The sequence below is a fragment of the Sporolactobacillus spathodeae genome (assembly GCF_016908935.1).
Taxonomy (GTDB): Bacteria; Bacillota; Bacilli; order Bacillales; family Sporolactobacillaceae; genus Sporolactobacillus; species Sporolactobacillus spathodeae.
Genome location: NZ_JAFBEV010000004.1, coordinates 152,376 through 167,904 on the forward strand (window position 1 = coordinate 152,376; position 15,529 = coordinate 167,904).

Annotated in this window: 17 protein-coding genes and 1 riboswitch; of the genes, 3 read left to right on the forward strand and 14 right to left on the reverse strand. The window is 47.9% G+C overall.

The annotated features are described in order from the left end of the window. Positions 1-248: 248 nt before the first annotated feature. The 10 genes from JOC27_RS03380 to JOC27_RS03425 all read right to left on the reverse strand — a co-directional run bounded on the left by JOC27_RS03380 (position 249) and on the right by JOC27_RS03425 (position 6,740). Positions 249-503 (reverse strand): LysR family transcriptional regulator, encoded by a 255-nt coding sequence (locus tag JOC27_RS03380; protein WP_205005594.1) that lies wholly within the window; start codon positions 501-503, stop codon positions 249-251. 99 nt (positions 504-602) lie between these two features. Further along, a riboswitch (SAM riboswitch) is annotated at positions 603-705 on the reverse strand. A gap of 58 nt (positions 706-763) precedes the next feature. Beyond that, positions 764-1,492: an EAL domain-containing protein gene (locus JOC27_RS03385; RefSeq protein WP_205005595.1), complete on the reverse strand. Its 729-nt coding sequence runs from the start codon at positions 1,490-1,492 to the stop codon at positions 764-766. A 158-nt stretch (positions 1,493-1,650) separates the two neighbouring features. Next, a complete protein-coding gene (csrA, locus tag JOC27_RS03390) occupies positions 1,651-1,929 on the reverse strand; it encodes a carbon storage regulator CsrA (protein WP_205005596.1) in 279 nt (92 codons plus the stop codon). 4 nt (positions 1,930-1,933) lie between these two features. Then, positions 1,934-2,371 carry a flagellar assembly protein FliW gene (gene fliW, locus JOC27_RS03395; protein ID WP_205005597.1) on the reverse strand — a complete coding sequence of 146 codons (438 nt, stop codon included), beginning with the start codon at positions 2,369-2,371 and terminating at the stop codon, positions 1,934-1,936. Positions 2,372-2,377: 6 nt separating this feature from the next. After that, on the reverse strand, positions 2,378-2,971 hold the full coding sequence (locus JOC27_RS03400; RefSeq protein ID WP_205005598.1) for a DUF6470 family protein: 594 nt from the start codon (positions 2,969-2,971) through the stop codon (positions 2,378-2,380). 16 nt (positions 2,972-2,987) lie between these two features. Next, on the reverse strand, positions 2,988-3,887 hold the full coding sequence (flgL, locus tag JOC27_RS03405; RefSeq protein WP_205005599.1) for a flagellar hook-associated protein FlgL: 900 nt from the start codon (positions 3,885-3,887) through the stop codon (positions 2,988-2,990). Between the two features lie 4 nt (positions 3,888-3,891). Next, on the reverse strand, positions 3,892-5,415 hold the full coding sequence (flgK, locus tag JOC27_RS03410; protein WP_205005600.1) for a flagellar hook-associated protein FlgK: 1,524 nt from the start codon (positions 5,413-5,415) through the stop codon (positions 3,892-3,894). Between the two features lie 21 nt (positions 5,416-5,436). Next, a complete protein-coding gene (locus JOC27_RS03415) occupies positions 5,437-5,925 on the reverse strand; it encodes a flagellar protein FlgN (RefSeq protein WP_205005601.1) in 489 nt (162 codons plus the stop codon). Positions 5,926-5,963: 38 nt separating this feature from the next. After that, positions 5,964-6,230 (reverse strand): flagellar biosynthesis anti-sigma factor FlgM, encoded by a 267-nt coding sequence (gene flgM / locus JOC27_RS03420; protein ID WP_205005602.1) that lies wholly within the window; start codon positions 6,228-6,230, stop codon positions 5,964-5,966. A 102-nt stretch (positions 6,231-6,332) separates the two neighbouring features. Then, positions 6,333-6,740 carry a TIGR03826 family flagellar region protein gene (locus tag JOC27_RS03425; protein WP_205005603.1) on the reverse strand — a complete coding sequence of 136 codons (408 nt, stop codon included), beginning with the start codon at positions 6,738-6,740 and terminating at the stop codon, positions 6,333-6,335. 342 nt (positions 6,741-7,082) lie between these two features. Between JOC27_RS03425 and JOC27_RS03430 the strand changes: the two genes are divergently transcribed. Further along, a complete protein-coding gene (locus JOC27_RS03430) occupies positions 7,083-7,865 on the forward strand; it encodes a C39 family peptidase (RefSeq protein WP_239529472.1) in 783 nt (260 codons plus the stop codon). A gap of 13 nt (positions 7,866-7,878) precedes the next feature. Here JOC27_RS03430 and JOC27_RS03435 read toward each other — a convergent pair whose 3' ends face one another. From JOC27_RS03435 to JOC27_RS03450, 4 genes are all read right to left on the reverse strand, one after another. After that, positions 7,879-8,658 carry a ComF family protein gene (locus JOC27_RS03435; protein ID WP_205005604.1) on the reverse strand — a complete coding sequence of 260 codons (780 nt, stop codon included), beginning with the start codon at positions 8,656-8,658 and terminating at the stop codon, positions 7,879-7,881. Beyond that, complete coding sequence (locus JOC27_RS03440; protein ID WP_205005605.1) at positions 8,645-10,099, reverse strand: ATP-dependent helicase ComFA; 1,455 nt, start codon at positions 10,097-10,099, stop codon at positions 8,645-8,647. The genes JOC27_RS03435 and JOC27_RS03440 overlap by 14 nt, the downstream gene beginning before the upstream one ends. A gap of 606 nt (positions 10,100-10,705) precedes the next feature. Further along, on the reverse strand, positions 10,706-11,410 hold the full coding sequence (locus JOC27_RS03445) for a response regulator (RefSeq protein WP_205005606.1): 705 nt from the start codon (positions 11,408-11,410) through the stop codon (positions 10,706-10,708). Positions 11,411-11,577: 167 nt separating this feature from the next. Continuing rightward, positions 11,578-12,756 (reverse strand): sensor histidine kinase, encoded by a 1,179-nt coding sequence (locus JOC27_RS03450; protein WP_205005607.1) that lies wholly within the window; start codon positions 12,754-12,756, stop codon positions 11,578-11,580. Positions 12,757-13,337: 581 nt separating this feature from the next. Here JOC27_RS03450 and JOC27_RS03455 point away from each other — a divergent pair. Both JOC27_RS03455 and JOC27_RS03460 read left to right on the forward strand, forming a co-directional pair. Further along, the gene (locus JOC27_RS03455) at positions 13,338-14,015 is read left to right on the forward strand and encodes a YigZ family protein (protein ID WP_239529484.1); all 678 of its coding nucleotides are present in this window, start codon (positions 13,338-13,340) and stop codon (positions 14,013-14,015) included. A gap of 221 nt (positions 14,016-14,236) precedes the next feature. Next, on the forward strand, positions 14,237-15,379 hold the full coding sequence (locus JOC27_RS03460) for an LCP family protein (protein WP_205005608.1): 1,143 nt from the start codon (positions 14,237-14,239) through the stop codon (positions 15,377-15,379). The last annotated feature ends 150 nt before the right edge of the window (positions 15,380-15,529 follow it).

Sequence of the window (15,529 nt, forward strand, 5' to 3'; positions counted from 1 at the left end):
AAAAGTCTCGTGGCTAATCAACCCAGCCGTCACGAGGCTCCTGAGCATTGCCTTTTTTTCAGAAAAACAACATGAAACAAAAATATAGCCTTTTTCAAAAGTTACGATGCTTTTCCTAGCACCTGCATCCGAACCGCGTGAATGAAAGTCTGCGAAAAAGAACGATTAACGTTATTTATTTTGTTACAGTTTACCTTCGTTCTGTAAAACTGTCAACGGCTATTGCCTATGCACCAATAATTTCCGCTTCAGCCCTCCAGGACAAGCCGCGCTTTTTTATACGTCCGCAGCATCCGTTTGGCATACGGCATAAAACGGATGCCGGAATCAGACAGACTGATGCCGCGTCCTGAGCGAATAAAGAGTTCCGCGTTCAGTTCCCGTTCCAGTGCCTTGATTCGTGACGTGACAGAAGGCTGCGACAAATACAGCTCCTCTGCAGCAAGATGAAAACTATTATTATCGATCACCGCCAAAAAAGCTTCCAGCTGATCAATGGTCATTATTCTCGCACCCCTTTGCGTGATTCTATAGAATCCGAGAAATAAAAGAATATAACAAAAAATCCCTTCTGTTCGAGAAGAGATTGGTTACGTCGTCATCTCTTATCTCTCAGACATTGTCTGACGGAATTAACACCATACATGGACGCATGCTGGTTGTCGGGTTTCATAGGGCCGGTCCCTCCACCACTCTGGATAAGATCTATTCATTTGTTAATCAGTTTACAACTTGCCAATCCAATCGTCAACTATTTGGCCATTCATGGATCGCATTCGCAAATGTCATCGACTTGCTGCGGTTTGCCAAGTAGATTGCCTTGCGCGTAATGAATACCCAATCCTTTCGCGCGTTTGATATCCTCTTCCTTTTCCAAACCTTCTAGAATCGCTTTGATGTTGAATTGTGCGCAATATTGAACGATGAACGAGACATAGGCCTGTTTTTTTTCTGAAAGGAGCAAATCGATCGAGAAATAGCGATCCAATTTAATATAATCGGCGTCGACTTCAATCGTTCGGTTGATATTGTCTCCGCCTTTTCCGAAATCGTCAACGGCAATCAGCAGCCCTTTCTGTTTCAGTGTCCGTACAACCTCGCCCAACCGTTTGAAATTCTTAATTTCTTCACTCTCAATAATCTCCAGTACAAGCGACTGTCTGCCTGCTGGAAAACGATTGAGAATTTCGATCATGCGTTCTGTAAATTCGGGATGAAGGATGGTCGACGGATAAGCATTAACAAATAATTTCTTGTTCCGAACGTCGGCTTGCGCGTTTAAAAAACTATGCACGGCCGCATCAATCGAACTGATATCCAGCTCATAGAGCAAATTGCTTTCGATCGCGTGATGATAGGCAGATTCCGGATTCGCATATGCCCCCGAACGAAACAATGCTTCATAGCCGACCGTCTGCTCATCTGTCAGATCAAAAATCGGCTGGAAATCATGATAAAATGCTTTTTGTTCGATTAAATGGGAAAACGCCATTTTGCCACATCCTTGTGTCCTGATTTACAGCAATTCCTGCTGGGAACCATTATATTATAGCAAGCTTTCCGTTAATCCGTGTTTTTATCAACTCGTTATTTTTAATTATGTAATCGTTTGCACGAAAAATAAAATAAAACGATTCGAACAAAAAACGCTTATTTTAATTTTTTCGCCTCATTTTCTGCAGTGCGATTCGCGCTGCCACCTTTTTTCACCGCTTGCATCGCGCGCAGCAAATCGGTGCTTAACGCATTTGTCGCTGCCTGGCTGTTTTCCTTTTGGATCGCTTCGTAGACTTCCTTGCGGTGAATATCAATCGCGCGCGGCGCCTCGATTCCGAGCTTTATTTGCTCGCCTTCAATAGCGACAATCTTCACTTCGATCTGATCGCCAATTTTGATCGACTCACCCAACTTGCGTGTCAGAATTAGCATCCAATCACGCCCTTTTTTCTAAAGATTGCATCATGAGACGCTCTCTCAGCGAGTACGTGGACTGTTCCGCTATGTATTGTTTACCCAAATTTTGCCGCATATTGAGCACGATTGGCGCTTTTAAATTCGCTGTGGATTCAGACAGCGGGGCTTGGACGCTGACAATCACCCACACCGTCACGTCCTCCGGCTTTTCAATCGACAACTGCTGCACGAAGACATCCGGCAGATCCAGCGTATAATTTTCAAAAAAGAGATAAGGTGAAGTCACAACAAAAGCGAGCTGCGGCTGATCGAGCGACTGGAGAATGGAGAATACTTCGCTGAACGGCTGCAAAATAAAACGCCGCTCCTGAGCAAAACCCGGCAATCCAGAAGGAAAAGAAAGAATATCGGATTCTGAAATTTCTTGTTCACCGAAATACTTGGTCTGAATCTTCAAAGCAAATCATCCTCTCTGATCAACATATAAACCGACAGCCTGAATATCAAGCGATGGATAGCGCGCCATGGACACATCGACCTGTCCCGGCGATACGTTGATTTCCGGCGCGTGAGTCACAGCCGATACCTGCGGCTGAAACGTCTGCCAATTCACCGATAACTCTGCCGGTGTAACTTGGTAGCGAACAGCTTCAGACGCTGGCGTCGTTCCGGTCGAATAGCGTGTGCCAATCACGGCGTCAGCTACATGATCGGCTGCGAAGCGAGCAAACATATTCTGCCCCTTATTCTTGCCCAGCTGAAGCAATTGCTGTCCCTCTTCCGCGCGGCGCGCAATCCCATCGAGCACTGCTTGACTGCCTGCCTCAGCCGCCTCGCGGATTCGCACGCTGGCAGACTTTAGATCCATATTGTTCCAGCCTGCCGACTGATCGATCGCGATTATTGCTGGTTGCCGCGTGATCGTCATTTTCGCCTTCGGTTGCTCGATCGATTGCTCGGCTTTCGGCTGGCGGATCGACTGCGTGGCATTTTGGGTGGCTATTTTTATTTGTCCGAAAACTTGATGCATCTCAAGATGCGGCGTCATACTTCCCATAGTTCCTCACCTGAAATTATTTTAAATAATCCACAAGCGATTGCTGGATGACGCGGGCGCCAACGGAGAGTGAGGCGTTATACACATTCTGCTGCTGGTTCAGGTTGACGATGGTTTCCGCATAATCGGCGTCTTCATTATCAGACATGACTTTAGTCGCCGTCGTTTTCATATCACTAAGCCGATTGCTGATCATCGTCATCCGATTTTCTTTAGCGCCTAAGTCCGCCTGAGCCGACGACACGGCATCCAAATGCGTGTCAATTTTCGAAAGATATGCACTGATATCCGAACTGCTGCCGGTAGTTAGTGTCGTCTGAAGCGAAGCCAGATCGTCAAACAAACCGTTCGATCCGTTCGCTGTAAAAACTGCGTCTGGTGGCACATTGATCGACATCTTAATCCCATCATTGACATCCAAAGAGACATCTGGATTGCTGAGTGCCGTTGTATTTGCCGTCACGGTGCCCGATGTACTGGTCAGCAGCGGATTTGCTGAATCACTGCCGCTGAAAATATATTGACCGCCGACTTGTGTATTGCCAATGGTCACCAGCTGCTGCGTCAATTGATTGACTTCCGCCTGAGCGGCCGCTCGTTGATCGGATGTATACGTCCCGTTACTCGCTTCGACCGTCAATTCGCGCACGCGCTGCAACACATCATTGACATCGGACAATGCAGAGTCCGCGCTGTCCATCCACTTCTGCGCAGTCGTGACGTTTTTCTGATATTGTTCCACATGGCTGACGTCTGTCCGATAAGCAATGCCCATCGTAGCGACAACCGGATCATCCGAAGGCTTCGTGATTTTTTTACCCGTTGACAATTGGTTCTGATAATCTGCCAGTTTCGAATAACCGTCCGATATATGCTGAAGCAAACTGTTGGCCATCATGCTTTGCGTCACACGCATCACGTTACACTCCCATCTTATTAATGATTGTATCGAGCATCGTATCCAGCGTATTGACAACCTTTGCCGAGGCAGCATAGGATTGCTGATACTGGATCAGATTGGTCAGTTCTTCGTCCGTAGAAACGCCGCTGATCGATGACCGGCGGTTCTGTGCGGCGGTCAGGAGTGAATTAGTATTCGTTGAAAATTGGTCCGCTGACTGCGCGTTCACGCCAATCTGGCCAATCAAAGATTCCAAATAATTTTGCAACGTGGCCGACGAACCGTTTCCATCGATGTCGTATGCGTTCGTTGCCAGCACATCGGCCATCGCAATCGCTGACGTGTTATCGCCGCTCGCGCCACTGGCTACATTTGCCGTCACATCGCTGCCTTTCAAATCGGCATTAACATGAATATTGGCAGCAGTCACTGTCCCAGCGCTATTGCCACTTCCATCCCCAAGGAAAAAAGCTTCACCCTTGCTCGACCCGCCAGCACTTGTCGCGTATGCCGCGTTAAATTTACTCGCCAACGTTTGCGCCATATTATCCAGACTATTCATGACTGCCGGGAAATCCACCGTATAGGAATCGATTTCCCCCTGAAGCTTGCCGGACATATTGTTTAAATTTGCGGAGCCAGAGGCCGGAAGCGTATTTCCAGAATTATCAACAAGTGTAACAGCCACCTGAGGATTGCCGTTCATGTCAGTCGACTGTGTGGTTTGCAGATGATTGTTTGTCAGATTTTGTCCATCCACAAGCGTGGCGGACGGCACGTACGACTTTCCGTCCTTGTCAACCAACTCAATTGAATACCGGCCGACCGCGCCAGCTACCGGATTGCCGCCGCTCGGAGTGGTTGTCACCTTGACGTTCACCAGTGCCGAGAGTTTGTCGACGATCGCATCGCGCTGATCATACAGATCGTTGGGCAGAAAACCATTCGCTTCTTGATTATTAATCTGCTTGTTCAATGCAGTAAGCTGATCCGCATAATTATTTACAAGCGATGTGTTTTCATTGATTTGATCGCTGATGTTGTTCTGAACCTTACCGAGTGAGCCCGCGATATAGTTAAACGTATCAGCAACCTCTGCGCCATTCTGCAGTACAACCGAACCGGTCCCGCTCGTTCCCGCATTAGACGCCAAGTCTTGCAGCGATTGCCAAAAATTATTCAATACCGTTGAAATCCCACTATCCGAAGGCTCGTTAACAATATTCTCCATCTGGCTGTAGGCATCGTTGACTGCCGACCAATAACCGTTCTGATTCGTATTATCCCTCACTTGCAAGTCAACAAACGTGTCGCGGATCCGGCTGATCGATCCCGCGGTCACACCGGTGCCGATTTGACCGGCCCCTCGCGCCGCATTGATCCCGGAAGCTGGGAACGGTGTCCAAGTCGTCAGATCGACGCGCTGTCTGGAATAGCCGTCTGTATTGGCGTTTGAGATGTTGTCTCCGGTCGTTTGAATGACTTCCTGGTTGACTTCCAGAGCACGCTGCATCATGTTGAGACTTGAAAAAATCGGAATCATTGAGCTTGTCCTTCCCCTCTGTTACGCGCGCGAATCGATGCGTCTGCTGAACGCCGATGGCTGTTTGCCACCGCGATGACCGTAGCCTGCTGGCTGCAGCGGCTGTGGTTGTAATAAGTTCAAATTAAGACGAACAAATTGAAGCGACTGAGCCAGCATCTCTTGATTCAGCTGGTTGGCTTTTTTTAAAGTGTAAACCGCGTCTTTAAGCTGCTTGTAAAGGTTGTCCCATTCCATCCGGGCGTCTTCTGGAACAAACCGAGCGATCCATGTTCTGAATGTCCCGTCTGCTCGCAAATCCCCTGATGACAGACGCGCCGTTTCTTCGCTGCGTAACCGTTCCGTTTCTTGAAGCTTTTCGACCAAGGGTATCTCCTGCTTCGTCAATTTATCAACCGCCGAAACATCCCCCGCTTTAATCGCTTCTGTTTTCTCGGCGGCTAATTGGCTTAACCGAACATGCAGATCAATGAGTTGCTGCACGATCGTTTTCATGGACTGGGTCGACATTTTGCCACTTCCCCACTTGATTTCATCGCTTGCTTCCATCATTTGTTCCAGTACGCATACATTTTCGCTGCGATCGATTTTGCATCCACATGATAGTCTCCCGATTGAACTTGCGCTTTGAGCTGTTCAACCTTGTTGCTACGCGTTTCATCCATTTTGCCGACTTCCTGCATATGCCTGGCTTCCGCTGAGATTTCTACTTTATCGTTTGTATGGGAAGCCGCCTTACTCTGGGATTCCGTTGATTTGTGAGAATTATACATGCCGTACGTCTGCTGAATCGGCTGATAACGGTCAATTTTCATCTGTATCACCTCTTCTGTCCTTCAATCGTTCAAGTTGCTGCCGTGCATCACGCGTCTCTTCTTATTATATCGGATCAACGGTTCTCCATGTTTAATTCAGGTTCAGAAGCGCGAATTTCTCGTGTGGTAAGTGATACTCTCCTGATTTTTTTGCGACACTTTTTTCTCCTCGTCAGCACGACGCAGCTCGCCCTCGATTTTCGTCCGACATGATTCGCAGACAACCCCCGTCTGAATCAAGGTGCCGCATGATTTGCATGGATAACCAAGATTCGGGAACATTGATGTGGTTAACCGTCCTTCGCGAACCCATTGATAAATTAAATCGGCGGAAACCCCCGTCTCTTCATGAACTTCCGGAACAGTCGCCATCCGGTGTTCTTTTGACGTAATGTATTTATAAACCAAATCAAAAAGCCGGTCCTGTTCCTTCAAGCATTCCGGACAATACGGCGATGCAACGCGAACAAAGACTCTGCCACAATTTTTACAATTTGAAAGTTCTGCCATCCTGATCAATCCCTTTCCATTTTCCCAAAAATACTCGCTGTTAAACTATCGGCTCTTTGTCCCGCAACTTTAAGCATAGTTTCAAAGAATGGACAACAAATGCGGCGATTGACGTCACAAGACTGGCACGTTTTGCCCCCGGCTTGATGCTTATCTATGTTAAAATGCCAAATAGGAGGCGTTCGTTTGCATCAATTTGTCGGACACTCACCTTCATTATAGGCAAAACAGACACCGACCGCGCGAATCTTGTTTTTAAAAATTTTTATTTGGAAAAAATGAATTCATTGTTCCCGCTGATATAAAATTTACAAACGATTTACTGAGCAGGAGTTGACACGATTGCAAGCCAGTCGAACACATTGGCTCAAGTGGTTCCTTGGGCTTGACATTTTTCTCGCCGCAATTCTTGCCGGTCTCTATATGCATGAAAATAAAATTCAACCTGTTGAAGCGTTGACCGCGATCCGCCAACTCTGGAGTGAAACCAACCAGACGATTGGTGCTACCTCCGATCGGCTGCCGGCAGAAGTCCGTCCCATTGATGTCCCACTTTTGCTGCAAAAACCGGAATTGCCGCGCGGCTGTGAAGTCACGTCGCTAGCGATGTTGCTCCAAAATGCAGGCGTGAAAGTCAGCAAAATGAAGTTAGCAAGTGAAATTAAAAAGGTACCTTATGCCGCCCGCGGGAAATATGGCGATCCAGAGAAGGGCTTTGTTGGTGATATGTATGATAGTGACCAACCGGGATACGGCGTCTATCATAAGCCGATCGCCCATCTCGCTGGTCGCTATCTGCCCGATCGCGTTGCCGATCTGAGCGGTCAGTCCTTCGCCTCAATCGAGCGCAAACTCAGTGAAGGCAAGCCTGTGCTTGTGATCACCAATATCACTTTTCGCCCGCTCAGCGACTCGGCCTTTCAAACGTGGCAAACCAAATCAGGACCCATCCGCGTCACTTATTATGAACATGCAGTTTTACTGACCGGTTACAATCGCCATTCTGTTTTCTTCAATAATCCGCTCGGTAAGAAAAATGCTTCGGCCGACAAAACAAATTTTATAAAAGCTTGGAAGCAAATGGGCAGTCAGGCAATTAGCTATAACGATTTTCCTGGACTGTAAGACGGCACGTCCTTCAGCCATGAATCAGCGTCAGGGAATCCACACATTCCGGCTCAGCCGCGGCAAGGACAGCCGCGGCTTTTCTTAGTGTCGCGCCCGTTGTGTAAATATCATCAATGATCAGCAGTCGCTTTCCTGAAAGCCTGGCCGCGTAATTCGGATTTAATCGAAAGGGATTGTCTGTCATATTCATTCGCTCCAACTTACGCTTCTTGCTTTGCTTGCGATTTTGCCCATCGTGAAGCAAGGCTGGAATCACTTCGCCATCGAGCATTGCGGCAAGCAATTCCGACTGATTAAAGCCCCGTTCTTCCAGACGCTGCGTGCTTACCGGAATCGGAAGCAGCAGCGGCGGTTCCGCTCTTTGTTTATTGTTCAGAAAATTTTCCCATCGCCCGCGCCAACTGCTGCCTATGCTGCGCGCGTACACCGCTCGCCATTCTGCCCGGAATCCTTCCGCCAACCGTTCATCGCCGTGGAATTTAAAAGCAGTAAAGACCTCTTTCATCCAGTCATTATAGCTGAACAGCGCTTCATTGTGGCCAAAATACTTATCCGCCGGCGACTGTCTCCAGAGGAGACAATCGCTGCAATAGCCGTCGCGACAAAATTCAGGATCAAGCCCGCGCCGATCGCGTCCGCAACCCAGGCAGCGCATCTCCGGGTCGATTGGCGCGAATTTGCTTTGGCATTCAGAACAGAACCCCGGCGGATCAGACGGCGCAAGCAGACGGGCAAAGGTCAGCGCTAGATGACGGTCTTTCCGGCAATATAAACAATTATTCTCGGACATGGCCCGCCTCTTGGTTCATCATTTCAATGTGCTGGCGCGCCTTCAGCATCTGCAATGTGCGTCCGTTATGAAAAAACAGCACATCACCACTCGGCTGATTCGCTGATCGCCCGACCCGCCCGGCAATTTGGACAAGCGCCCGCTCATCGAAAATCGAGTCGTCGGCGCCAAACACCCCAACTTCGACGCCAGGCACTGTGACGCCGCGTTCGAGAATCGTCGTCGTCACAAGGATATCGAGCTTCCCCTGGCGGAAGTAGGCTACTTTAGCATGCCTGTCGGGATCCTCCGAGTGAACACCGGCGACCCGCCCGAAGCCCTCTCTTTGCAGAAGTTCCGTGAGCGCGTGGACAATTGCCAGCGACGGAACAAACAGGAACAGCTGAACCTTGGCTCGCATTTTCTCAGCGACCCATTTTTTAAAGGCATGCGGCAGAAACTGCTTGTGCAGCGCAGTCCGCCAATTGCCAATCCAACGGAATTCAGGAGTCGGTAGTGGAAAGCCATGGTACCTGCCAGGAATACGTACGCCGTCTATTTTTCCGCGCGCGAACGCGGTGCACAGATTGTTAGGTGGCGTCGCTGTCAAATAAGCAATCGGCGCGTTTGATCGAGTCGACTTTTCTACCGCGAACGGAAGCATCGGATCGGTATGAAATGGAAAGGCATCCACTTCATCGATAAAAATCAAGTCAAAATAGGCAACGAAATGGATGAGCTGATGGGTCGTCGCAAGTACCAGCGGCGCACCGGGCACTTTCTCCTCGCTGCCACCGTACAATGCGCTGATCGGCACCGGCGGAAAAGCTGCCCGAAACCGCGGCAGTAGTTCTTTAACGACATCGGTCCGCGGCGTGGCCAAAGCGACACGCTTGCCTGCGAGCAGTGCATGTTCAATCGCCGGAAATAGCAACTCCGTCTTTCCTGCTCCAGCCACCGCCCAAATCAAGAACGAACGGCCGGCGGTCAGCGCCTGATCCAGCTTTTCCGAAGCCGATCGCTGCTGCGCGGAAAGTGAACCTTGCCAGGCGCATAATTTTGCGTCATGCCCCCACGGCTGGATCCGCGCCGCTGGTTCCGGACCCGCCCAAGAAGCAAGTTGCCCGTAGCTGCGAATCACACCGCCCATATTCAGACAATGGCGGCAATAGACACAGTCGCAACCCTTCATCCGGCAACGAGCAAATGCGCGCGGATCTTCATTGCCGCAACGATTGCAATGCCATTTTTTCTGTGTGATGAAGCGCGTGAAAACGCCGCAACGAACCGGTTCAATCCCTGGCTTCACTTTAATAAAACCATGTGCGATATGTTCGCGAACGATGGCTTTTGAAAAGGGTAAATCCTCAAGTCGATACTCTTTTCCAAACAAAAATTGTTGAATATCCGGATTCGGTGAGAAAAAATCGGTTTGCTCCTGTACTTTTTCATGCACGATCATCGTGGGCCAACCTTCTTTCGAAGTAAGATCTGCAGGAAAAGTAAAAAGTTAAGCAGGCGCCAAGCGGATTCAGACAGTTATAGCCTCACGGGTTCGGGAAGGTCATGTAAAAACAAAGCGGAAAAAATCAGAAATTTTTTAAAGGGGACTGATTCGACACTCAGCCAAAAAGGGGGAAAATAAAACAGGTGTCTGATTCGATAAACCTGTTGCTTATTATTTCTACGTTGCGTTGCAAAACTCCTTCTTAATTTTTGAAAAAGGGGCAGCCCTGAAAAAGCAGCAATCTCCAGTTCCTACCGCTCGTCCGTCGAAGTTCGGGAAGGCTCAGATGATGCTCTTGACCCAGCGGAATCATACCGAAACTCGCGAACCAGTACTCAAACTAACGAATCCGCGCTTTAACTAACGTATCAGGCCTTAAACTAACGAATCCGCGCTTTAACTAACGAATCGCGTCCTTAACTAACGAAACACCCCTCTGATGTGCAAAAGACTGCAGGTATGAAACCCTGCAGTCTTTTTTCAAGCCGATTTAATTTGTGAGCAGATTCGCCTGTCCTCGAACCTCGGCTGTTTCTATCCCGTCCGAGGGCAGCGTTCTTTTTAATAAATTTTAACCCAGCCGTTTTTGATCGCTTCGACAACTGCCTGTGTGCGGTCATCAACGTTCATTTTCTGCAAAATATTGCTGACGTGATTTTTGACTGTTTTTTCACTGATGTACAGGTGGTCGCCAATCGCGCGATTGCTCTTACCGTCCGCCATCAGCTGCAGCACTTCGCATTCGCGATGGGTCAGAATATGTAGTGGCGGTCGGTATTCGAGGTCGCGGTATCCGGACGGCTCGCTCGCGTAGCCTTTCGACGCGAGCCTTCGGAATTCATTGACCAGATTATGTGTCACCTTCGGATGAATAAACGCACCGCCTTGCGCCACAATTCGCACGGCTTCAATCATCGAGTCGGCATCCATTTCTTTCAGCAGATAGCCGAGTGCACCAGATTTCAAGACATGCGTCACGTAACTCTCGTCATCATGAATCGATAGAATGATCACTTTCAGTCCTGGATGATTTTTGATTAATTGCCGTGTCGCTTCGACACCGTTCATCTTCGGCATATTGATGTCCATCAGCACGACGTCTGGCTTGGTTTGCTCGATTAAGCGTTCGGCAGCGCTGCCGTCATCACCCTCGGCAACAACTTGGAAATCGTCTTCCATATCCAAGATGCGCTTCACGCCTTCACGGAACAACCGATGATCATCGATTAGTGCAATTGTTGTTATCTGTGGCCGACTGTTTGTCATTATTCGCCTGCTGCATTGTCACAAGCAAGAATTGCGCCATCCTTAACGGCGGCTGCGCTCGTGATGTCCCAGATTGCAACAGTGTGCTCACCTCTCTTAATGTTGACCGGCGGTGCCAAAAATTCGGGACGCGCACACATCCGTCAGTCATCAAATCATTTCAAGTTTCAGTAAATCCATTCGTCTTCTTTTTGAAAGGGGATATTTATCAATATAGATGTTCCCTGATTGGGTTCCGAGCGAATCACAAGATCGCCATTCAGCAATTCCGCACGTTCTTTCATGCCAATCAGGCCATATCTATTTTCCTTGGGTTCGTCCTGATTAAATCCAACGCCGTCATCCCTGACAAGAATTAAGACACGTTCTTTGCGGTATTCGAGCCGAATGGTCACATACTTTGCTTTTGCGTGCAGGCAGACGTTCTGGACGGCTTCCTGGAGCATTCGAAAAAGGGCGCTCTCAATTTTCGATTGAAGTCTTTTTTCTTCGCCTACGGATTGAAAATTAATCGATAAATCCGGAAAATCTTGTGACAGCCGGTGAAAATATTTCTGAAGTGTTGGAATCAGCCCCAAATCATCCAAACTCATCGGTCGAAGGTCATAGATAATGCGTCGAACCTCAGCAAGCGCATTCTGAACCATCCCGCGATATTTGCGTAATTCTTCACGAGCGGCCTTTTCTCCTTCTTTTTTAGCCACGCGATCAACAATTTCCATGCCCACCAAAACTTGTGCCAAAGTCTGCGCAGGGCCATCGTGGATTTCACGGGATAGCCGTTTTCGCTCTTCTTCAAGCGCTTCGATAATTTTCAAACCGAGCGCCCGTTGTTCCCGAGCAGAGGCAACCGCTTCGCCCACCTGTTTTAAATCGCTCGTCAGATAATTTAAAACAACGGTGACCTGGCCGATCAGTCGCTCTGCTTTATCCATCGTGGCGCGAAGCTGAACGATCCGGCGTTCCAATTCCGTGCGCCGCGCTTTCATCTGTGTTTCCCTTTGCCTGATCAGTGACAAATCGTTCTGAATCGTATTGGCTCGCAAATAAGCATCGCGAATATCCTGCTCGCCGTACCGGTCAAACGCCCGGCTGATCTCAGCTAAACGGCCTCTTGACTTCCGCGCTTCAATTTCAAGTTGATCGCTGCGATCAATGACTTCAGATAATTCTTGTTTGACCTGCTTTAATTCACCGATCAGCGTGTCATACTCTTTCCGAGACTGCTCACCGATCTCGAAAATCTGCGTTTTCGTGTCATTGACGTTGGCAATCATTTTCTTGATTATTTTATCTAAATGTTTTACGTCTAAAGACGAAGGATTAATCTTGCTGCCGGCTGACATTTTTTCCCTCCATCACTCACTCTAGCGAAACAAGCCTTCAAGCGCTAGAAACCTTATGCCTAAACGTCTCTAGTGCGATAGCCTCAATTCATCAATAATTGTCTACTCCCATTGTCCAACGGCATCAGATGCTTTACAAGGGTAAATATTACCATTAAAAACCAATATTCAGCCCTCATCTACCCAACCCACATCAAAAAAGCGCGAAAGAAACGACTAGAAGCTGTTCAAGCGCCATATTCGTCTACTCACTCTTATTTTAATAAAATCGCAAGCCTTTTCAAAATTTGGGAACTTTTTAAGTGTTAGGTTTAAGCCCAAGACTTTCAGTGCAGGATCTTCGAGGATAACGATGAACTGACGTTAAAGCCGTCAGGTATTCTATTCTGATTTATTTTGCTCATCTGCACGGAATATTAAGTTTATTATACTAAATGCTCAGGCAATTGAGTGAGGATTTATGATAAGATAATCGCTTTGTCATCGAAAATTAATCTTGAGGTGGAGAAAGATTTTTGCGGAAACTTGTCGAATCGCCCAATGACCCGTACAATTATCATTAGAAGAAAGGCCTCATTTTTATGAAAGGAATGGATAAAATGTCTCTGACTGGTTATCTAACCATCAGTGAAAAAGGAACAGCCGAAATGGAAATCCGTCGTTCACGGTTTATCGCTTGCGCTTTTCCAATTTCAGATGAAACAGAAGCCGAGCGGTTCCTTGAGGAAAGGCGCAAGCAAGACTGGAAAGCGACCCATCATTGCTTCGCCTATACCCTCGGTCTGAAGCAAGAAATCCAGAAAGCAGGGGATGACGGCGAACCGAGCGGTACGGCTGGAGTGCCGATTCTTGAAGTGTTGAAACGCCACCAGATCTGCAACACGCTAATCGTTGTGACGCGCTATTTCGGCGGCATCAAATTGGGAGCGGGCGGCTTGATTCGGGCCTATGCCCATAGCGCCCGTGCCGGTCTTCTCGCCGCTGGAATTATTGAACAGGTGCCTGCCTCCTTCTGGCAATTGACCGTCGCTTATCATCTTCAAGGATCACTTGATAATAAATTGCGAGAATCGCCATATATTATTAAGAATATGACATTTTCCGACAAGGTCGACTATGCGATTAGTACACGCCAGAACGAAGACGAGGCTTTTCAAAAGCAGATTGCCGATTGGACAAATGGTCAGGCGCTCTTGACCAAGCAAAGCGAGGCCTATCGATCCAGAGAAATTGCTCCTTCTGAACTCAATCTGAATTGATTCCGCTAAATTGCCCTACCTCGAGGCGACTTTATTCCCATTTCACATTGCTCAGATGGTTTGTCTCTTGTAAAATAAATAGATATATATATGTATAAGGCTTTTGCTCAGATTTTGCCAGGCGCTATACTCTCTGTCTTGAAAAAGCCAAAGAGACACCGCATTATTATCCGTATTACATAACAGATGAATGTCTAGCTAGTGAAGGAGAATCGGTTCATATGGATCAAACAAGGAAAACAGAGCAGCAGATAAAAAAGCGCAAACGGCTAAAAAAGATACTCTATATTGTCCTCGCCATTGTGCTCATCCTCGCTTGTTCAGGCGCTGCTTACAGCTATTATCTGACAAAGAAGCTGGAAAACCTGGCGAATCATGCGCAAAAAAGCTTGGTTCGCGGCGATAAGTCCAATCTTCGTGCGGCAAAAGTCGACCCCGTTAAAGATAATTTTACAATTCTATTTATGGGTATCGATGCGCGTCAAAAAGGCCCCAGCCGATCCGACGCGTTGATTCTGGCTACCTTTAATCACAAAACGAAAAAAGTGAAACTCGTCAGCATCCCACGTGATTCAAAGGTTCAAATTATCGATCCGACGCATCAGCGCAATTTTGGGATCTCAAAAATCACCCATGCCCATGCTTATGGCGATGCTGAAAACGGACATGGCGAAGATTTTACGATAGCGACCGTTGAGCATCTGTTCAATGTTCCCGTTGACTATTACGTTCAAGTCGATTTCGATTCATTTGTCAAAATCATCAATTCACTTGGCGGTGTCGATGTCAAAGTGCCTGTGAAACTTGTGACACAGAACAGCAAGGATCAAACGGGTAAGCATGCCATCGTTCTTGAACCAGGCTGGCACAAGCTGAATGGCGAACAGGCCCTCGCCTACGTTCGTAACCGTAAATCGCCTGGAGCCGGCGGTGACTTTGGCCGTGGGCGCCGGCAAATGGCTGTGATTGAAGCGATGATCAGCAAAGCAACGAAACTTTCTTCAATTACCAAATACAGTCAAGTTATTGATTCGTTGAATGGACACTTTGAAACGAACCTGACATTCGGTCAATTGCTCAGCCTACGCAATTACGCTGGCGCGTTGCACGGCATCAAAACGCTGCAATTGAAAGGCAGCGATGATATGAGCACTGGCGTCTATTACTTCAAACTCGACGACAACTACTTGGCCAAAATCAGTCATATGCTGCATCAACAATTAGGTCTGACCGATAGTAATAGCACGATTAGCGGCGACTCGTCATCAAGTTCTATTAATTCATCAAGTGCTGCCGCACCAAGCAGTGCTACTTCATCAGAACCAAGTGCTTCATCAAGTGCCGCAACCTCACAAAATCCGTAATCAAAAACTGCAATAAATCCCGCTTCCGAAAACTCTGGAGCGGGATTTGTTTTTATGTTCATGCGTTTTTCTAATGATTAAGCGAAGCGCTTCTGGCGACTGAGACTGCACTTCCGACGATTGGCGTCGCTCTTCTGGTGATTTGCGCCT

Bases quoted from the DNA above. Each gene is read 5' to 3' on its own strand.
- JOC27_RS03425 (WP_205005603.1), bottom strand. From the start codon at position 6,740: ATGGCAGAACTTTCAAATTGTAAAAATTGTGGCAGAGTCTTTGTTCGC.
- JOC27_RS03435 (WP_205005604.1), bottom strand. From the start codon at position 8,658: ATGTCCGAGAATAATTGTTTATATTGCCGGAAAGACCGTCATCTAGCG.
- JOC27_RS03400 (WP_205005598.1), bottom strand. From the start codon at position 2,971: ATGGGAAGTATGACGCCGCATCTTGAGATGCATCAAGTTTTCGGACAA.
- flgK (WP_205005600.1), bottom strand. From the start codon at position 5,415: ATGATTCCGATTTTTTCAAGTCTCAACATGATGCAGCGTGCTCTGGAA.
- JOC27_RS03455 (WP_239529484.1), top strand. From the start codon at position 13,338: ATGAAAGGAATGGATAAAATGTCTCTGACTGGTTATCTAACCATCAGT.
- flgM (WP_205005602.1), bottom strand. From the start codon at position 6,230: ATGAAAATTGACCGTTATCAGCCGATTCAGCAGACGTACGGCATGTAT.
- JOC27_RS03385 (WP_205005595.1), bottom strand. From the start codon at position 1,492: ATGGCGTTTTCCCATTTAATCGAACAAAAAGCATTTTATCATGATTTC.
- JOC27_RS03450 (WP_205005607.1), bottom strand. From the start codon at position 12,756: ATGTCAGCCGGCAGCAAGATTAATCCTTCGTCTTTAGACGTAAAACAT.
- JOC27_RS03380 (WP_205005594.1), bottom strand. From the start codon at position 503: ATGACCATTGATCAGCTGGAAGCTTTTTTGGCGGTGATCGATAATAAT.
- JOC27_RS03445 (WP_205005606.1), bottom strand. From the start codon at position 11,410: ATGACAAACAGTCGGCCACAGATAACAACAATTGCACTAATCGATGAT.
- csrA (WP_205005596.1), bottom strand. From the start codon at position 1,929: ATGCTAATTCTGACACGCAAGTTGGGTGAGTCGATCAAAATTGGCGAT.
- JOC27_RS03440 (WP_205005605.1), bottom strand. From the start codon at position 10,099: ATGATCGTGCATGAAAAAGTACAGGAGCAAACCGATTTTTTCTCACCG.
- flgL (WP_205005599.1), bottom strand. From the start codon at position 3,887: ATGCGTGTGACGCAAAGCATGATGGCCAACAGTTTGCTTCAGCATATA.
- JOC27_RS03415 (WP_205005601.1), bottom strand. From the start codon at position 5,925: ATGTCGACCCAGTCCATGAAAACGATCGTGCAGCAACTCATTGATCTG.
- JOC27_RS03460 (WP_205005608.1), top strand. From the start codon at position 14,237: ATGGATCAAACAAGGAAAACAGAGCAGCAGATAAAAAAGCGCAAACGG.